Below are 16,437 nucleotides of genomic sequence, written 5' to 3'. Positions count from 1 at the left end.
GCCCGGCGCGCTCCCGCATCCCCCGCAGCCCGAACCCGGGCTCGCCGCCCCCGCCGGGTCCGTCGTCCCGAACCCGCACGACCAGCTCACCGCCGTCCCGCCGCACCTCCACGGCGCACCCCGCGCCCGGCGCGTGCCGCACCACGTTGCTCACCGCCTCCTGCACGATCCGGTACGCCACCGCCGCCACGGCCGCGTCGAGCCGCTCAGGCACGTCGATCCGAGCATCGACGCGTACGCCGGCGGCCCGCGCCGTGTCCAGCAGCGACGGCAACTCCGCCAGCCGGGGCAGCGACCCTGTCGACCACGGTTCCGGCCCGAGATCTCGTTCCGGCCGGAGACCTGTGCCCCGCCCAGGATCCCGGTCCGGTCCACGGCCTGTGCTCCGCCCAGGCTCCGGGCCCGGCGCGAGGCCCACGCGGCATACGAGGTCCGGGGCTCTTCCGAGGGCGGCGTGGGTGGCGTTCGGGGGGCGTCTGAGGGAGCGGACCAGGGCCTGGATCTCCTCCAGGGCGCTTCGCGCGTGGTGCTCGATGTCGGTGAGGGCGTCGCGCAGTTCCGGCTCGCGGGCGTCCGGGAGGCTGCGTGCCACTCCGGCCTCAGCACCGATCACGCCGAGGGCGTGGCCCACCACGTCGTGCACGTCACGGGCCACGGCGAGCTGGACGCGGGCGGCCCGCTCGGCGGAGCGGGCGCGTTCGGCCTCCTGGGCGGACGCGATCTGCCGTCCGGTGCTGACACCCAGCAGCCACGCCGCGCTCAACGCCGCGACGGCGATCACGACGCGCTGACCGGCCCCGCCCGCGCCGTCCTCGGGAACGCCGGTCACGGCCGCCAGCGCCGCGACCGCCCCGGTGACGGCGAGGAGGAACCCGCGCACCCGCGACGCCCGGGTCAGGGCCAGCGCGTACAGGCACCAGGCCGCGGCCAGCATCGGATCCTCGCAGACACCGAGCAGGGTCGCGGCCACCGTCGCCGTCGCCGCAGCGGCCGTCCCCGCAGCGGCCGCGTACGCCGACCGACGGCCCGACAGCATCATCGCCGCCGCCGTGACCGCCGCCAGCAGCAGCCCGGCGACCGCCCGCCACCCGTCTCCCGCCTGGACGATCGAGGGCAGCCAGAACACCCCGATCACCGCGACGGCCACGGCCGCGTTCACCGCAGGACGCGGCAGCCCCGCCGCCACTGCGCCGCGCCGCCCCCGAGCTTCCATACCGACGATGGTGGCGGATGACCGACGCCCTCGTGGCGGAAATATGCCGCCATGCCGTCCTATATGAGGGTTTGCGGCAACGGAGGACCGGTCACGAGGACACCGTGCCCGCGTGCCCGATCCTCGTCACCGGCGCCGCCGGCGGCATCGGCCGCAGGGTGGCGGGTGACCTGCTGGAGCGCGGCCTGCCCGTGCGTGCCTTCGTCCACCGCGAGGACGACCGGTCGTACGCCCTCCACGCCGCCGGGGCCGAGGTGGTCGCCGGCGACCTGACTCTGGCCGCGGACCTCGCCCGCGCCCTGGACGGCTGCCGCCGCCTGTATTTCGCGATGACCCCGTCGCCGAGCCTCGTCGAGGCGACGGCCGCCGCCGCTGCCGCCGCCCGTGCCCACGGAGACCTGGAGGTCTTCGTGAACATGTCCCAGATGACCGTCTCCCAGATGGGCCTGCGCAGCACCGCCGAATCCCGCCAGCAGCGGCTGCACTGGCTCGGCGAGCAGGTGCTGAACTGGTCGGGCCTGCCCGTCACGCACATCCGGCCCACCATGTTCATGGAGAACCCGCTGCTGCGCGACCTCGCCGCCGCGTCGATCCGCAGCCGGGACGAGATCCGCCTGCCGTTCGGGCCGGGGCGCACCTCGCCCGTCGCGGCCCGCGACGTCGCCGACGTCGTGGCGGCCGTGCTGGCCGACCCGGCGCCGCACGTCGGGGCGGTGTACGAGCTCACCGGCGCCGCCTCCCGCGACCTGCGGCGGCTGGCGGAGGAGTTCGGCGCGGCGCTGGGGCGGCGCATCACGTACGTGGACGTGCCGTACGAGACGTGGGCACAGCGGGAGCTCGGCGCGCTCGGGCTCCCCCGGCACGTGACCGACCACCTGGCAACGATGGCGCGCCTGCACGCCGCCAACCGGTACGACCGGGTGACCGGCGACGTCCAGGACATCCTCGGCCGGCCGCCCGCCACGATCGCCGACTTCGTCGCCGCCGACCCGGGCCGCTTCGCCTCGGAGCGGCGTTCCTGAACGGGACCGCTATCCCGCCACGGCGGCGGCGATGTCGTCCAGCGCGTCCAGGGCCGCGCCCTGCTCCTCGGTGAGGCCGTGCCGCCGCTTCAGTTCGCCGATGATGTGGTGGCTGACCTTGGTCTTGCCGGACGAGTCCTGCCACACGAGCATTCTCAGGGGCAGGTCGAGCGCGGCCAGCGGAGACGCGATCATGATCGGCGTGCCCACCTTCGGGTTGCCGAAGATCACCACCTTGGAGGGACGCATCTTCAGCCCGACCGTGGCTGCGGCCACGTCGTGCTCGATGACGGCGAAGAGCGTCAGCCCCCTGGTCGTGATCAACTCCTTGAGCCGGTCCACGGTCTCCTCGACGGAGCCGCTCGCGGTACGGGTGACGCATTCCATGAAGTGACCTATGCCCAGGTGAGGGGCGACTATCGGCGCGCGTACGGGGATCACCAGGGGACGGGGCCGTCGGCGGCGAAGCAGCCGCCGGTCGGGCCGTCGGGCCCGAGTTGCGCCAGCCGGACGATGACCTCGGCGCCCTCCTCGACGGTCTGCGTGCCGGTGCCGCCGTTGAGGTCGGTCTTGGTGAACCCGGGATCGGCTGCGTTGATCCGCATCTGCGGGAACGCCTTCGCGTACTGCACGGTGATCATGTTGACCGCGGCCTTCGACGCCGGGTACTCCAGGCCCGGGTACCGGTACCCGGGGGTGCCGGGGTCGCTCATCTGGGCGAGCGAGCCCAGCCCGCTGCTCACGTTGACCACGACGGGGGCGGCCGAGCGCCGCAGCAGGGGCAGGAACGCGTGGGTGACGCGGACGACGCCGAAGACGTTCGTCTCGAACAGCTCGCGCACCATGCCGGGGGTGACGTCGGCCGCGCCTGGCACGCCGTTGTCCGCGGTCCGCGTCTCGATGCCGGCGTTGTTGACCAGCACGTCGAGGCCGCCCTCGGCCTCGATCTCCCGGACGGCGGCGGCGACGGAGGCGTCGTCGGTGACGTCCAGGACGACGAGCCGGGCGCCGAGGGCGTCGGCGGCGCGGCGCCCGCGTCCGGGGTCGCGGCTGCCGATGTACACGGTGTGACCTGCGGCGATGAGCCGGCGGGCGGTCTCGAAGCCGATGCCCTTGTTGGCTCCGGTGATGAGTGTGGTTGTCATGTCCCCACGATCGGCCGGGCCGCCGGGGTGAACCAGTCGCCTCCGGTTCCTGGGACTCTCCGTACCAGGCAGGGCGCCGGGTCACGGGTGCAGACTGGGAGGCATGGCGACAACGGAATTCGGCCGGGCGGTGCGCCGCTGGCGCGACAGGGTCTCCCCCGAGGCCACCGGGCTGCCCTCGGGCGGGATCCGGCGCGCGGCCGGGCTGCGCCGCGAGGAGCTCGCCCTGCTGGCCGGGATCTCCGTCGACTACGTCACCCGCCTCGAACAGGGCCGCGCGGCCCACCCGTCGGCGCAGATCGTCGAGGCGCTGGCGCGGGCCCTGCGGCTGTCGGCGGAGGAACGCGCCCATCTGTTCGAGCTGGCCGGGCTGGCGCCGCCCGGCCCGGAGACGGTGCCCGCGTATCTCACGCCGGGCGTCCAGCGGCTGCTGGACCGGATGACCGGCACGCCCGTCGCCGTCTACGACGCGTCCTGGACGCTGCTGGTGGCCAACCCGCCGTACGCGGCCCTGATGGGCGATCCGACGGAATGGCGCGGCAACGAGCGCAACAGCGTGTGGCGCCACTTCGTCGGCCCCGGCTCCAGGGCCAGGCACACCCCGGAGTCGCTGCGCGCGTTCGAGGCCGCGGTGGTCGCCGACCTGCGTACGGCCGCGGGCCGCTACCCGGCCGACCGGCGGCTCCGGCAGCTGATCGCCGGCCTGCGCGCGCACAGCGAACGGTTCGCCCACCTGTGGGACTCCGGCGCCGTCGGCCACCACGAGTCCGCGCGCAAGACGATCGACCACCCTCAGGTGGGCCCGCTCGTGCTCGACTGCGACGTGCTCACCGTGACGGGCAGCGACCTGCGCATCATGGTCTACACGGCCGAGCCGGGCACCGACGACGCCGACCGCCTCGCCCTGCTCACCGTCCTCGGCACCCAGTCCCTCGTGGAGTAGCGGGGGCGTCAGGCGCGGGCGAAGGCGACGAGTTCGGCGCTCAGCCGGTCGGACTGGTCGGCCGTGACCACGTGGCCGCACGCCTCGATTACCGGGGTGAGGCCGTAGAAGCCGTACGCCCAGTCGCCGGTGTTGACCAACTTGGGCGTCTGGTCGACGCTGACGACGCCGCGCACGCGCCCGGTGCCGAAGAGGTCGGCGTACGCCCGGATGACGTCGGCGCCCATGGAGGCCGCGACCAGCAGCGCGTCCCGGACGTCGAGCAGCTCGGCCAGGTCCGCGCCGTGGCGGGCCATGCGCTGCCCGTACGCCGGGCCGTCGGACTCGCCGTGGGAGCGCCGGTCGAAGGCCAGCACCCGCTGCCCCGCCGCGACCGGGGCCTTCGCTGCGGCGCCCAGCCCGCCGCCGGGGCGCCGTACGCGTGGACGAGCACCGTGACCGGGCCGGAGCCCTCGTCGAGGTAGTGCAGGCCCACTCCGTCACCGCTGGTGAACCTCGGCATCAGATGACTTTGCCGGGATTGAGGATCCCGTGCGGGTCCAGCGCCGACTTGATCGCCCGGTTCAGCGCGATCACGTCGTCGCCCAGCTCGGCCCGCATGCCGCGCTTCTTCAGCAGGCCCACGCCGTGCTCGCCGGTGACCGTGCCGCCGAGCGCGACGGCGTCGTCGAGGATCGCCTCGAACGCCTGCTGCGCCCGGGCGCGCGCCTCGTCGTCGCCCGCCTGCACGATGATCAGCGGGTGCAGGTTGCCGTCGCCGGCGTGGGCGATGTTGGCGATGTGCACGTCGTGCGCCTTGGCGTGCGCCTCGATGCGGCCGAGCATCTCGGGGACGAGGCCGCGCGGCACGCAGACGTCCTCGGTGAGCACGGGGCCGAGCCGTTCGAGCGCCGGGTAGGCCAGCCGGCGGGCGGAGAACAGCGCCTCGGCCTCCTCCGGGTCGGTCGAGCGGGTGCTCCAGGTCGCCCCGGCGCGGTCGAAGCAGTCCTGCAGCGCCTCGGCCTCGCGCTCGTCCCCGGTGTCGATCCGGCCGAGCAGCAGGACGTCGCCGAGGTCGGTCAGGCCCATGTTCTTCCAGTCGTCCACGGCGCGCAGGCAGTAGCGGTCGACCAGCTCCAGCGCCGCCGGGGTGATCCCGGACGCGGCCGCCGCCGCCACGCCCCGGCCCGCCGCGACCAGCGAGTCGTACGCGCCGACGACCGTCTGCGGCGGCTTGGCGGGCAGCGGCAGCAACCGCACGGTGATCTCGGTGATCACGCCGAGGGTGCCCTCCGAGCCGACGAACAGGCCGGTCAGGTCGTAGCCGGCCACGCCCTTGCGGGTGCGCCGGCCGAGCGTCACCAGGTCGCCCGAGGCGGTCACGACGCGCAGGCCGAGCACGTAGTCGCGGGTGACGCCGTACTTGACGCAGCAGACGCCGCCCGCGTTGGTGGCGACGTTGCCGCCGATCGTGGACCACGGCGAGCTGGCCGGGTCGGGCGGATACCACAGGCCGTGCTCGGCGACGGCCGCCCGCAGGTGGTCGTTGACCACGCCCGGCTGCACGACGGCCAGCTGCTCGTCGGCGTCGATCTCGAGGACGCGGTCCATGCCGTCGAGCGCGAGCAGCACACAGCCGTCGACGGCGTTCGCCCCGCCGGACAGTCCGGTGCCCGCGCCGCGTGTCACGAGGGGCACCCGGTGCTCGGCGCAGACGGCCACCACGGCGCGCACCTGCTCGGCGTCCTCCGGCTTCACCAGCGCGACCGGCCGTCCGGCGGGGGCCCAGGCGGCCTGGTCGCGGGAGTAGGCGGCCATGACGTCGGCGTCCAGGAAGATCCGGCTCGGGGGGAGAGCGGCGGTGAGGGCTTCGAGAAAGGACACGCAAGAACGGTACAACCCGCGCGGGCCGGTCAGGCGACGTGCGGAAGCGGAATGGCCGGGAACGGGTTGTCGGGCAGCAGGATGACGCGGCGCGGGTGCTCGGCCTGGGCGGCGGCGTCCAGGTGGAGCAGGGCGGCGCCGATGCCGGCCGCGCCCACCATGTAGCCGGTGTCGGCCGTCACCTCCCCCGGCCGAAGCCGCCGGTACGCCTGGTACCAGCGGTAACCCTCCCGCTCGTCGCCGGTGGCCCGGCCCATCAGGTCGGCGGCGAGCACGCGGGCGTAGTCGAGATGCGACCCGTCACCGGTCGCCGCCCATAAACCGACGAACAGCTCGATCAGCCCTGCCGTGCCGCAACACTGGCAGGCCACGTTCCAGTAGCCCTCGCTGCGCCGGCCGGGCGCCCCGCTGGTGACGATGCCGCGCGCCAGCCGCTGCGCCCACTCCAGGTCGCCGGGGTCGCCGGCCACCCGGTAGAGCTCGTAGAACATCCGGGCCACGCCGGCCGAGCCGGAGCAGAAGCCGAGGTAGTGCAGGTCGCGGGCCTGCGGCACGTGGTGCGGGACGACCGCGCAGCCGCCGGTCACGGCGCTGACCTCGCGGACGAAGGCGGCACCGCTGCGGGCGGCGCCGAGGAAGAGCGGCTCGCCGGTGACGCCGTACAGGCGGGCGAGCAGGAACGCGGTGCCGGACGTGCCGGCCAGGAAGCCGGGTGTGACGGCGTCGAGGGGCAGGTCGGCGCAGTCGCCGAAGCGGTGGCCCGGCACGGGCAGACGGGCGATGCGCCGGCCCGCCTCGACGGCCGCCGCCTCGTACGCCGGCCGGCCGAGGTGGGCGGCGGCGCGCAGCAGCCCGAGGATGATGCCGCCCTCGCCGCGCTGGGCCGGCTCGCCGGACCAGCGGACGCCGTCGCCCGACTCGGCGCCGCGGCTCACGATCCGGTCGGCGATGGCGGCGGCCTCGGCCTCGAAGCCGTCGTCGCCGAGTGCCCAGCCGGCCTCCATGAGGGCGACCATGACGCCGGTCAGCCCGTGGTAGAGGGTGAGGTCCTGCTGCTCGCGCCAGGTTGCGGCGAGCCGGCGCGCCCCCGCCCGGGCGTCCTCCAGGTAAGCCTCGTGCCCGGTGGCGGCGGCGAGCTCGAGGAAGAACAGCACGATGCCCGCGGCCCCGGAGTACAGGGACCACGGCTCGGGGGTGACGGCCGACGCGCCGCGCGGGTCGGGGTTGGCCTCCCAGCGCCGCCCGCGCTCGTCGTCGACCGCCGCGGACCGGATCCACCGGCCGGCCATGACGGCGGCGGCCAGCGGGGAGTCGGCACGGGCGCTCGGCGCACGGATCTCGTCCAGGCTCATGACCCGATTTTCCCATACTTCTGGTAGGAATTGAAAGAAAGGAGCGCGCGAACCCCGGAAATCCTGCGCTCGACGACCCTCCCCCGTGCCGCCCAACCTACCGCGAGCTTCGTCAGGGACGCAGTTCGGTGCGCAGCTCGTGGGTCCCGTCGGCGCGGGTGAACTCGTAGTAGAGCCGGGTGCGTCCGCCCGGCAGATCGACCAGGGCGAGGTAGCGCAGCCCGCGCCCCTCGTGCGGCGACTCGGCGGCCGGGCGGTCGCCGAGCGGGATGAGAGCGCCGGGCTCCGTGCCGGCGGCGATGCCGGTGCGTTCCTCGCCGGTCTCGGCCGCGGCGGCCCGGCCGTCGTAGAAGGCCAGCACCCCGTCGCGGGTGAACCGTACGGCGCTGACGCGGGCGCCGCGGCCGTCCCAGGCGTTCGGCCGGCCGCTCAGCGCGGTGCCGTGCCAGGTCCACAGCAGGCCGTCGGCGCTGGTGGCGTAGTCGGTGACCATCTGGCCGACCGCCTGCGGATCGGCCGGCGGGTGGCAGCAGGCCCACAGGTGCCACGTGCCGTCGCGCTGGACGATCACCGCGTCCTTGACGCCCGTCTTCGGGTCGCCGGGCAGAACGGTCGTGCGCTTCCCGGCGTCGAACCGGCCGGGGGCGCCGGCCTCCAGCGCCTCGACGCGCCAGTGCCCGGTGCCGTACGTCGCGCAGCTCAGGTAGAGCCGCCAGCGGCCCCGCGGCGTGCGCACCAAGGTGGGACGCTCCAGCGACTCGGCCTCCATCTCCTCCTTGGTGATCACCTGGAGGGTCTCGAAGCGCACACCGTCGCGGGAGCGCGCCACGACGACGGCGTGGCCGCCTCCCTGCGCCACCGGCCGGTGCAGCCGGTAGGCGAGGTGGATCCAGCCGTCGCAGACGACCGCGCTGGGCGCGCCCGCCCAGTGCCCCGGCCCGGTCTCCGGCGGGACGACCGCGGTCACCGACCGTTCTGGAACGGGGAGCCAGGCATTCACATCGATCCGCATGCGCACGAGATTAGGCCGCTGACCTGGCACATTTCCGGAGATCGACCGTCCATGGTCGCGTCTTGACCGTGATCCCCCGGGCCGCCCCGGGGCTATTCGCGGGGCAGGCGGGCGCGGCCGGTGACGTGAGTCAGACGGGGCATTCCGGGCTGGGGCGAGAAGGTGAACCGGTCGGCGTCCTCGACGGTGAAGCCGGCCCGCCGGATCGCCGCGAGCGCGTCGAGATTGAGGCGGCACCCGCCCGCGGCCCGCCGCCAGGCGGGGGCGATGAGGTCTTCGAACAGGCCGACGACGGGGTTCGGGGAGCGTACGTGCTCGTAGAAGCGCAGCACGCCGCCGGGGCGCAGCACCCGGGCGATCTCCGCCAGCGCCCGCGCGGGCGACGGCACCGTGCACAACACCAGCGACGTGACCGCCGCGTCGAACCCGCCCGCGCCGCCCGGCAGGTCCTCGCTGTGCCCGGTCACCACCGTCACCGGGACGGGGGCCGAGGCCGCCGCTGCCGCCGCGTGGGCGCGCAGCGTGTCGTCCGGCTCCACGGCGACGACCTCGGTGACCGCGGCCGGATAGTGCGCGAAGTTCAGGCCGTTTCCCGCGCCGACCTCGACCACGCGCCCGGCGAGACCGGCCAGCAGCCGGCGCCGGTGCTCGTACGCCCCCCGCCGGTCGGCCAGCTCGGCGGCCGTGACGTACGCACGCGCGAAGCGCGGATTCTGGAAGCTCGCCGTCTGTGCCATCGAGGTCTCCTCACGGCCGCGCCGCCCGGGGTCACGCGGCGCCCCTCTCAGCCTGCCGCACGAGCGCGGAAGGCGCGCAGCCCACCACGGCCGGGCCTGACGCCGCGGGTCAGGACGGGCTGTCGCGGCGGGCGGAGCCGGCGGCGGCGATCGCCTCGTCGAGGCGGTCGTGGACGGTGACCGCCTGGCGTGCGCCGGTCACGTTCAGCAGGCGGGCGGGCGTGGCCTGCAGGCCCGCCACGTGCACCACCGCGCCGTGGCCCCGGGCGAGGGTTGCGGTCGCGAGCAGGACGGCCAGGCCCGAGCTGTCGAGGAAGGCCATGCGGCTGGCGTCGAAGACGAGGTCGTCGCTCAGGTTGCGGTGGTGCTGGTGAATGTAGTCCTCCAGGCGCGCGGAGGAGGTGGTGTCCACTTGTCCTGCCACGGTGATGAGGGTGGCGCCCGGAAGGTGGCGGCAGGTGAGGTTCACGGGGAACTCCTGGCGATAGGCCGTGGGGGCCGTGGGAACGTGACGTGCGGAGTCGAGGCGGAGCAGCGGGCGCAGCCGCTGCCGGCCAGGAACGTCGCCGGGCCGGGTCGAGGACGAGCGGCCGCCCGGGATGCGGTGGCGGCTCGGATGCGCCTCGAGGTGGTCGGCGGTCGGGAGGCATCGTGTGCCCTCCCTCTCCTGAGGTGAGCCGGCGGGGATGGTGCCGTCGCCGTCACTCTAATCCCGCAACCCCTTTCCGGAAAGGCGGTTCGTCATAGGATCTTCGTGATCGAACCGTCCGGCGGCACCGAAAGGGTCGAATGCCGCCCATCGGCGCTCTCCATGCCGAGTGACGTTCGGCCACCGACCATCATGCCCGCAGACCGGGGAGCTGCGCTCAGTTTCCGGCGCGCTGGGTCTCGTGGTCGCCGTACCGCCCGAACGGCCGGTAGCGCGGGGACGGGCCCCGGTGCACGTGCATGGTCAGCCGGGAGCCGGCCGCCGTCTGCTCCACGGCGACCTCGTCGCACAGGTGCTGGATCACCCACAGGCCGAATCCGTGGGAGCCGGCCGGGTCGATCGCGGCCGAGCCGAGGTGGTCGCCGGTGAGCCGGCCGGCGACGTCCATGACCTCGACGCGCACCCCCTGACCGGTCCTGACCGCCGTGACCGTGCCGGCCTTGCCGCCGTGGTCGAGGACGTTCGTGACCGCCTCGTTGACGGCGAGGACGAGGTCGTCCAGCCGCTCACCGCGCAGGCCGCTGTGGCGGGCGTGCAGACGTACGAGGTCGCGGATGAAGCCCAGGTCCGCGCTGACCGGACACCGTAGCTCGAACTCCATGCTCATGGTCGTCTCGCCCGCCTGGTCGGTGATGGAAAACGCGGGCCCCTGTCTGCTATCCCCCCGGTAGATCGTCAAACCGGCCTTTCCGCGCGACGACGCGCCGGCACCGGCGGCGACGTGCGGCGGCCTGGCGCTCGACCTGGCGCTCGACCTGGGATCGCTGGCCGAGGTGCGCCGGTTCGCCGCCACCCGTCGCGTGCAACGCCGGGGTGCAGGTACGCGCCGCGCTCGCCGAGCTCCTCGTCGCCCCCCGCGATCGTCGGACCGGTCGTACGACGTGAGGATCGCGCGGGAGCTGTGGGAGGGCAGCGCCGAGCCGGCCGGGGTTGCGAACCGGCTGACAACGGAAATTCCCTCGCGGAACGGGAGATCCACGAGCTAGTTTGGCCGGCGTGCCTGTCGAGATCGCGTGCGACGAGTCCGGCTCGGAAGGCGAGAAACTCGTCGGCGGCAACAGCGACGTGTTCGCGCACGCCGGCGTGCTGATGGACGCCGCGACGGCGGCGGCCGTCGTCGCGGAGCTGCGCGAGCGGGCGCCGACCCCGGCCGTCGAATACCGCGCCGGCCACGTCCTGCGCGAGAAGCACCGCGCGGCGCTGCTGTGGCTGCTCGGCCCCGAGGGGCCGGCACTGGGCCGGGTGCACGTGTTCCTGACCGACAAGACCTTCTACGTCGCCGGCAAGGTCGCCGGGCTGCTCTCCCCCGACCACGCGCCGCGCCTCGGCCTCGACCCGCAGGCCGAGGCCACGGCGCGCACGCTCTACCGCGAGGGGCGGCGGGCGTTCGGGGCCGAGCGGTGGACGGCGCTGCTCGACTCCTTCAACCGGCTGCTGCGGTTCAAGAACGGCGTCACCCCGTCGGTCGAGGAGACGTTCCGGCTGGTCGACGCCCTGCGCACGGCCGAGGGACCGGCGGGCGGCATCATGCGGTCGTTGTGGCAGGCCAGGGAGCGGGTCGAGGAGTTCCGCGAGCGCCTGACGACCGACCCGTACGTCTTCCCGGCGCTCGACCCGCTCATCCCGGCCGTCGTCCGGGCGGTCGACTTCTGGGGCGCCGGCGGCCGGCCCGTCACGATCGTGCACGACCGGCAGACCATCCTGACCGACGAGCGCGTCGCGCAGCTGCGGGAGCTGCTCGGCGGCCGGATGGCGGGGTTGCGGCTGGTCGACTCGGCCCTGGACGAGCGGGTGCAGATCGCCGACGTGCTGGCGGGCGTGGCCCGCAAGATCGCCCTCGCCGAGCTGAACGGGCACGGCGACCCCGTTCTCACCGGACTTATTCGGCCATACGTGGACACATCATCCATCTGGGGCGATGAGCGCAGCTGGGCACTCTTGTGCCCAGACAGGGCCATGAGGCGGTAAACACGCCACCCCCGCCCGTATCGCCACAAATCGTGACTATAGAGTGACGTACCGTGAACGAATCCAAGCGTGTGGAAATAGCCTGGCCCGACCTCGGCATCACCGTGCGGGCCGATCTCGACCGGCGCAACCCCGCCCTGGCCCAGTGCCTGTGGGACGCGCTGCCCTACCGCAGCCTGCAGGGCCACGCCCTGGTCGCGGGGTACCACCTGTACCACGTGGCCCCGGCCCATTCGCTGCTCTACACACCCGCCGAGTACCGCGTGGACCGGCGCACCGTGCCCGACGGCACGCTGTTCTGCTCCCGGCTCCAGCACCTCGGCATCAAGTACGGCGAGCTCACCGAGCCCATGAACGCCACCCCGATCGGCCAGGTCCTCGAGGAGGACATCGAGGCCCTCGTCCAGGCCGGGCACGAGGTCTGGAACTCCGTCTACACCACCAAGAAGCCGATCATCGCCGAGGTGCGCCGCGCCGGCGCGCCCAGCGGCCACAAGCTGCCCCGCCTGCCGATCGGCGACCCGGAGCTCAACCGGCTCGTCGCCGAGGTGCACGCCGAGACCGAGCGGATCTGGCTCAACCCGCCGCAGGAGCTGCTCGACCTGCATCAAGGCCGCATCCCGTCGGGCGCCGGCAGCTACGAGACGGTCCTGACGACGCTGCTGTTCGTCAACGGCGAGACCCGGCCGCTCGGCTACAGCTGCTACGGCGGCCTCGTCCGCGCGGCGCTCGACGGCATGCCGATGCCGTGGCTGCGGCAGATGACCCGCCAGCTGGCCCACACCCCGGCCGAGTTCCTCGGCTACTGCGGGCTGGACACCCTGTGGGACTTCACCCAGCGCATGCTGGACGGGCTGGAGCGGGTCGACAGCCACGAGGACTTCATCTCCGTCATGGCGCACATGGCGCTCTACTGCAACTGCCTGGGCGGCTGGAACCTCCACCTGTTCCCGTGGCAGGCGGGCGACCACCTGCGCCGAGAGCCGGTCCTCGCATGAGCGGCCAGCGGGTGGTGGTGATCGGCGGCGGCGTCATCGGGCTGTCGATCGCCTACCACCTCGCCGAGGCCGGGGGCGACGTGACGCTGCTGGAACGCGGCACGCTCGGCTCCGGCGCCTCCCGCGCCACCGCCGACGTGGTGCGCTCGTACTTCGCCGGCAACCCGGTCAGCTCGGCGCTGGCCGTACGCAGCCTCGACGCCTACCGGGCCTTCCCGGCCCGGCCGGGCATGGACCTGCCGCTGCGGCAGGTGGGCTACCTGGTCCTGTTCACCGAGCCCGGGCAGGTCTCGGCGTTCGAGGCCGACCTGCCCGCCCAGCACGCCGCCGGCGTGGACGTCGGCCTAATCGAGGCGGAGGAGGCCAGGAAGCTCAACCCGCTCGTCGGGGACGTGCCGCTGCTGGCCGCCGCGTACTCACCGGACGCCTACATCTCCGACACCACGGCGATCGTCACCGCGTACGCGCGGGCGGCCGAGCGGGAGGGGGCGGCGCTGCGCACCGGCTGCGCGGTCACCGCGATCGACCCGGAGGCGGGCCGCGTGCGGACCGCCGAGGGCGAGATCGCCGCCGACGCGATCGTGTGCGCGGCCGGCGCCTGGTCGGCCTCGCTGGTGCGCTGCGCCGGGGTGGACCTGCCGCTCACCGAGCCGATCGAGCAGGAGCTGCTCACCACCGACCCGCTGCCGCCGACGACGCCCGACATCCCGGTCACCCTGCACGCCGGCAGCGGCCTGCTGGTACGGCTGCGCGGCGACCGGCTGCTCATCGGCATGGGCTACCCGGGCCCGGACCGCGAGGCGTGGCGGCGTGAGGTCGCCGACCGGCTCGCCGAGGTCTACCCGAGCCTGGCCGCGACCCGCCTGCACACCGCCGTCACCGGTCTGCGCGACGCCAGCCCCGACCGCACCGCGTTCATCGGCCACCGGCCCGGCCCGCCGGCCTTCCTGTACGCGACCGGCTTCTCCGGCCACGGCCTGTGCAACGCGCCCGCCGCCGGCGAGCTGGTCCGCGACCTCTACCTCGGCCGCGACCCCGGCATGGACGTGACCTCGCTCGCGGTCAGCCCGCGAAGAAGGGGATGACCATGGAAGACAGCCGCTTCGTCCTCGACCCCGCGACCCGCGACCTGCACGGCGACGACGACCTGCTGCGCAAGCTCGGGCCCCTCGTGCCCGTGACGGCGGAGGGCGTGCCCGCCTGGGCCGCGACCCGGTACGCCACGCTGCTGGCCGTCCTGACCCATCCCGATCTGTCGCGGGAGATCCGCTACTGGGACCCGGCCCAGCGCGCGGCCTCGCCGCCCGGCACCGCCATCGACCGCATCGTCACCGACACCTCGATGCTCAACGCCGAGGGCGAGGAGCACCGGCGGCTGCGCGCGCCGCTGACGGCCGCGTTCACGCCGCGCCGGCTCAAGTCGCTGCGGCCGAGGATCGAGCAGGTCACCGCCGAGCTGATCGACCGGCTCGCCGAGATGCCGCCCGATCAGCCGGTGGACATGCGCAAGGAGTTCGCCTACCCGCTGCCGCGGGACGTGATCTCGTACATGATCGGCATCCCGCCGCGGCACCAGGAGCGGCTGCACGAGCTGACCGACGCGGTGGCGCAGGTCGGCGGCGGCCCGGAGGACTCGCCCGGCCTGCGCGGGGACCTGCACGTGCTGCTCGGCCAGATCATCGAGGAGCGCCGGCGCACGCCCGGCCAGGACCTCATCACGGATCTGATCGAGCTGCGCGAGCGGGACGGCGAGCGGCTGTCGAACGACGAGTTGTTCGCCACGATCGAGCTGCTGTTCATCGCCGGGCACGTGACGACGGTCAACCTCATCACGAACGCCATCGGCGCCCTGGTGAACGCGCCCGGCCAGGTCGAGCTGCTGCGCTCGGGCCGGTGCCCGTACAGCGCGGCCGTCGAGGAGACGCTGCGGTGGGACTCGCCGATCGCGTACTTCCCGATGCGGTACGCCACCCGCGACGTCGAGATCGACGGCGTCCGGGTGGAGGAGGGCGAGCCGGTGCTGGCCTGCTTCGCCTCCGCGGGCCGCGACCCGGAGCAGTACGGCGAGGACGCCCACGTCTTCGACATGACGCGGCAGCCGGTCAACCACCTGTCGTTCGGGCACGGCCCGCACTTCTGCCTGGGTGCGCCGCTGGCCCGGCTGGAGGCGGAGGTGGCGCTGTCGGCGTTGTTCGAGGCGTTCCCGCGGATCGCCCCGGCCGCCGCGCCCGACGAGCCGGCCCCGCTGGACACCCTGCTGGGCAACAGCACCCGCACGATGCCCGTCCTGCTCGGCCCACGCGCCGGCCGCTGACACCGGTCCGCCGCGACCCGTAAGGCGGCCCGAATCGCGGCGCTCTGCGAACCCACCGGCTCGCAGAGCGCCGGAGCGGGCCGAACCGGCCACGGGCTCAGGCCGGCACGTCCCTGCGGCGCAGGCCCGCCAGGCCGGCCGCGACGAGGGCCGCCGCGCCGGCCGTCATGAGCGCCAGGGGCGTGAGCGCGAACTCCCCGCCGGGCAGCCGCGGCAGGTGGGAGAAGACCGACAGGCCCGTCACCCACGGTGCGAGCCGCAGCTCCGCCCCGGCCCAGCCGAGCACCAGGCCGGCCAGGAGCACCGCGTACGCCCCGGCCACCAGCCGGGGCGACAATCCGAACAGCGCGAACGCCAGCCCGCAGAACAGCCACACGGCGGGCAGCTGCACCAGCGCCGCACCGAGCAGGCGCGGCAGCTGCCCGCCCACGTCACCGACGGCCAGCCCGTGCGCCAGCCCCGCCGCGCAGCCGAACAGCGCGAGCGCCAGCGCGGGGCCCAGCAGGGCCGGCACGAGGTGCCCGGCCGCCCACCGGAGCCGCCCGACGGGCGCGGCCAGCACGGGCTCGGCCCGGCCGGCCCGCTCCTCGGCCCGCGCCACCAGCGCCGCCTGCACGCCGCTCACGGCCGCCGCCACCCCGAGCAGCGACATCACCCCGACCAGGAACTGGTCGACGAGCGTGCCCTGACCGCCCAGCCGGGCGAGGACCTCGCGCGCCTGCGGGGAGCCGCGCTCCATGATCCGGCCCAGGCTCTCCGCGGTCGCGCCGAGCGCGAACCCGACCGCCCCGAACCCGGCCGCCCGTGCCGCGATCGAGCCCCGGTGCAGCCGCCAGGCCAGCGCCAGCGGGCTGCGCAGCCGCGCGGCCGCCCCGGCCGGGCCCTGACGGGACGGCAGCAGGCCGCCACCGAGGTCCCGCCGGCCCGCGAGCGCCACCGCCGCGTACACGATCACGGCGCACACGCACAGCGCGACCGCGAGCACCCACCAGCGCTCGCCCGCGTACGGGTGGAGCCGGCGGCCCCAGGCCATCGGCGACAGCCAGGACACCCAACCCCAGCCGTTGCCCGACCTGTCGCCCACGTCGCCGACGCCGCGCAGCACGAACGCCAGACCGAGCAGGGCCGTCCCGATCCCCCGCGCCGCCCCCGCGCCCGTGG

The 16,437-nt window shown here is 74.5% G+C and carries 17 protein-coding genes; 6 read left to right on the top strand and 11 right to left on the bottom strand.

Translation table 11 applies throughout. From position 1 onward, the window contains the following. On the bottom strand, window positions 1–1,213 hold a 1,213-nt coding region (locus tag C1J01_RS35470), incomplete at its 3' end, for a sensor histidine kinase (protein ID WP_146615838.1). Between the two features lie 71 nt (window positions 1,214–1,284). On the opposite strand from C1J01_RS35470, the gene C1J01_RS35465 reads away from it, so the two are divergent. Next, entirely contained in the window at window positions 1,285–2,235 is a 951-nt protein-coding gene (locus C1J01_RS35465; RefSeq protein ID WP_220040258.1) for an NAD(P)H-binding protein, read from the top strand. Between the two features lie 9 nt (window positions 2,236–2,244). Here C1J01_RS35465 and C1J01_RS35460 read toward each other — a convergent pair whose 3' ends face one another. Both C1J01_RS35460 and C1J01_RS35455 read right to left on the bottom strand, forming a co-directional pair. Beyond that, window positions 2,245–2,622 carry a DUF302 domain-containing protein gene (locus C1J01_RS35460; protein WP_111183340.1) on the bottom strand — a complete coding sequence of 126 codons (378 nt, stop codon included), beginning with the start codon at window positions 2,620–2,622 and terminating at the stop codon, window positions 2,245–2,247. Window positions 2,623–2,672: 50 nt separating this feature from the next. Then, a complete protein-coding gene (locus tag C1J01_RS35455; protein WP_111183339.1) occupies window positions 2,673–3,380 on the bottom strand; it encodes an SDR family oxidoreductase in 708 nt (235 codons plus the stop codon). A gap of 103 nt (window positions 3,381–3,483) precedes the next feature. Here C1J01_RS35455 and C1J01_RS35450 point away from each other — a divergent pair, with 103 nt between their 5' ends. After that, the gene (locus tag C1J01_RS35450; protein WP_111183338.1) at window positions 3,484–4,323 is read left to right on the top strand and encodes a helix-turn-helix transcriptional regulator; all 840 of its coding nucleotides are present in this window, start codon (window positions 3,484–3,486) and stop codon (window positions 4,321–4,323) included. An 8-nt stretch (window positions 4,324–4,331) separates the two neighbouring features. On the opposite strand, the gene C1J01_RS35445 is transcribed toward C1J01_RS35450, so the two are convergent. From C1J01_RS35445 to C1J01_RS35415, 7 genes are all read right to left on the bottom strand, one after another. Beyond that, window positions 4,332–4,721: an alpha/beta fold hydrolase gene (locus C1J01_RS35445; RefSeq protein ID WP_111183337.1), complete on the bottom strand. Its 390-nt coding sequence runs from the start codon at window positions 4,719–4,721 to the stop codon at window positions 4,332–4,334. Between the two features lie 103 nt (window positions 4,722–4,824). After that, the gene (locus C1J01_RS35440; protein ID WP_111183343.1) at window positions 4,825–6,120 is read right to left on the bottom strand and encodes an FAD-binding oxidoreductase; all 1,296 of its coding nucleotides are present in this window, start codon (window positions 6,118–6,120) and stop codon (window positions 4,825–4,827) included. Between the two features lie 95 nt (window positions 6,121–6,215). Continuing rightward, entirely contained in the window at window positions 6,216–7,538 is a 1,323-nt protein-coding gene (locus C1J01_RS35435; protein ID WP_111183336.1) for a lanthionine synthetase LanC family protein, read from the bottom strand. 112 nt (window positions 7,539–7,650) lie between these two features. Further along, the gene (locus C1J01_RS35430) at window positions 7,651–8,550 is read right to left on the bottom strand and encodes a hypothetical protein (RefSeq protein WP_111183335.1); all 900 of its coding nucleotides are present in this window, start codon (window positions 8,548–8,550) and stop codon (window positions 7,651–7,653) included. 92 nt (window positions 8,551–8,642) lie between these two features. Continuing rightward, window positions 8,643–9,287: a class I SAM-dependent methyltransferase gene (locus C1J01_RS35425; RefSeq protein WP_111183334.1), complete on the bottom strand. Its 645-nt coding sequence runs from the start codon at window positions 9,285–9,287 to the stop codon at window positions 8,643–8,645. 109 nt (window positions 9,288–9,396) lie between these two features. Then, window positions 9,397–9,756, bottom strand: a complete 360-nt coding sequence (locus C1J01_RS50365) for an STAS domain-containing protein (RefSeq protein WP_181449138.1) — start codon at window positions 9,754–9,756, stop codon at window positions 9,397–9,399. 397 nt (window positions 9,757–10,153) lie between these two features. After that, on the bottom strand, window positions 10,154–10,597 hold the full coding sequence (locus C1J01_RS35415) for an ATP-binding protein (protein ID WP_181449137.1): 444 nt from the start codon (window positions 10,595–10,597) through the stop codon (window positions 10,154–10,156). Window positions 10,598–10,992: 395 nt separating this feature from the next. Here C1J01_RS35415 and C1J01_RS35410 point away from each other — a divergent pair, with 395 nt between their 5' ends. Genes C1J01_RS35410 through C1J01_RS35395 form a run of 4 tightly spaced genes read left to right on the top strand, consistent with a single transcriptional unit; the run spans window position 10,993 to window position 15,276 of the window. Beyond that, window positions 10,993–11,964 (top strand): hypothetical protein, encoded by a 972-nt coding sequence (locus C1J01_RS35410; protein WP_235854880.1) that lies wholly within the window; start codon window positions 10,993–10,995, stop codon window positions 11,962–11,964. A 53-nt stretch (window positions 11,965–12,017) separates the two neighbouring features. Next, a complete protein-coding gene (locus C1J01_RS35405) occupies window positions 12,018–12,962 on the top strand; it encodes a cucumopine synthase-related protein (protein WP_111183330.1) in 945 nt (314 codons plus the stop codon). Next, entirely contained in the window at window positions 12,959–14,047 is a 1,089-nt protein-coding gene (locus C1J01_RS35400) for an NAD(P)/FAD-dependent oxidoreductase (protein WP_111183329.1), read from the top strand. Before C1J01_RS35405 ends, C1J01_RS35400 begins: the two co-directional genes overlap by 4 nt. 2 nt (window positions 14,048–14,049) lie before the next feature. Then, complete coding sequence (locus C1J01_RS35395) at window positions 14,050–15,276, top strand: cytochrome P450 family protein (RefSeq protein WP_181449136.1); 1,227 nt, start codon at window positions 14,050–14,052, stop codon at window positions 15,274–15,276. Window positions 15,277–15,373: 97 nt separating this feature from the next. Here C1J01_RS35395 and C1J01_RS50360 read toward each other — a convergent pair. After that, a partial coding sequence (locus C1J01_RS50360) for an efflux permease Rv1217c-related protein (protein ID WP_500048296.1) occupies window positions 15,374–16,437 on the bottom strand: 1,064 nt, incomplete at its 5' end.

Source organism: Nonomuraea aridisoli (genome assembly GCF_003236395.1).
Taxonomy (GTDB): Bacteria; Actinomycetota; Actinomycetes; order Streptosporangiales; family Streptosporangiaceae; genus Nonomuraea; species Nonomuraea aridisoli.
The sequence above is the reverse complement of the archived record's forward strand: the minus strand, read 5'-3'. Positions and strand labels throughout refer to the sequence as shown.

Coding starts and splice junctions, on each gene's coding strand:
- C1J01_RS35460 (WP_111183340.1), bottom strand. CDS start 2,622: ATGGAATGCGTCACCCGTACCGCGAGCGGCTCCGTCGAGGAGACCGTG.
- C1J01_RS35425 (WP_111183334.1), bottom strand. CDS start 9,287: ATGGCACAGACGGCGAGCTTCCAGAATCCGCGCTTCGCGCGTGCGTAC.
- C1J01_RS35395 (WP_181449136.1), top strand. CDS start 14,050: ATGGAAGACAGCCGCTTCGTCCTCGACCCCGCGACCCGCGACCTGCAC.
- C1J01_RS35450 (WP_111183338.1), top strand. CDS start 3,484: ATGGCGACAACGGAATTCGGCCGGGCGGTGCGCCGCTGGCGCGACAGG.
- C1J01_RS35455 (WP_111183339.1), bottom strand. CDS start 3,380: ATGACAACCACACTCATCACCGGAGCCAACAAGGGCATCGGCTTCGAG.
- C1J01_RS35415 (WP_181449137.1), bottom strand. CDS start 10,597: ATGGAGTTCGAGCTACGGTGTCCGGTCAGCGCGGACCTGGGCTTCATC.
- C1J01_RS35400 (WP_111183329.1), top strand. CDS start 12,959: ATGAGCGGCCAGCGGGTGGTGGTGATCGGCGGCGGCGTCATCGGGCTG.
- C1J01_RS35440 (WP_111183343.1), bottom strand. CDS start 6,120: ATGGCCGCCTACTCCCGCGACCAGGCCGCCTGGGCCCCCGCCGGACGG.
- C1J01_RS35435 (WP_111183336.1), bottom strand. CDS start 7,538: ATGAGCCTGGACGAGATCCGTGCGCCGAGCGCCCGTGCCGACTCCCCG.
- C1J01_RS35430 (WP_111183335.1), bottom strand. CDS start 8,550: ATGCGGATCGATGTGAATGCCTGGCTCCCCGTTCCAGAACGGTCGGTG.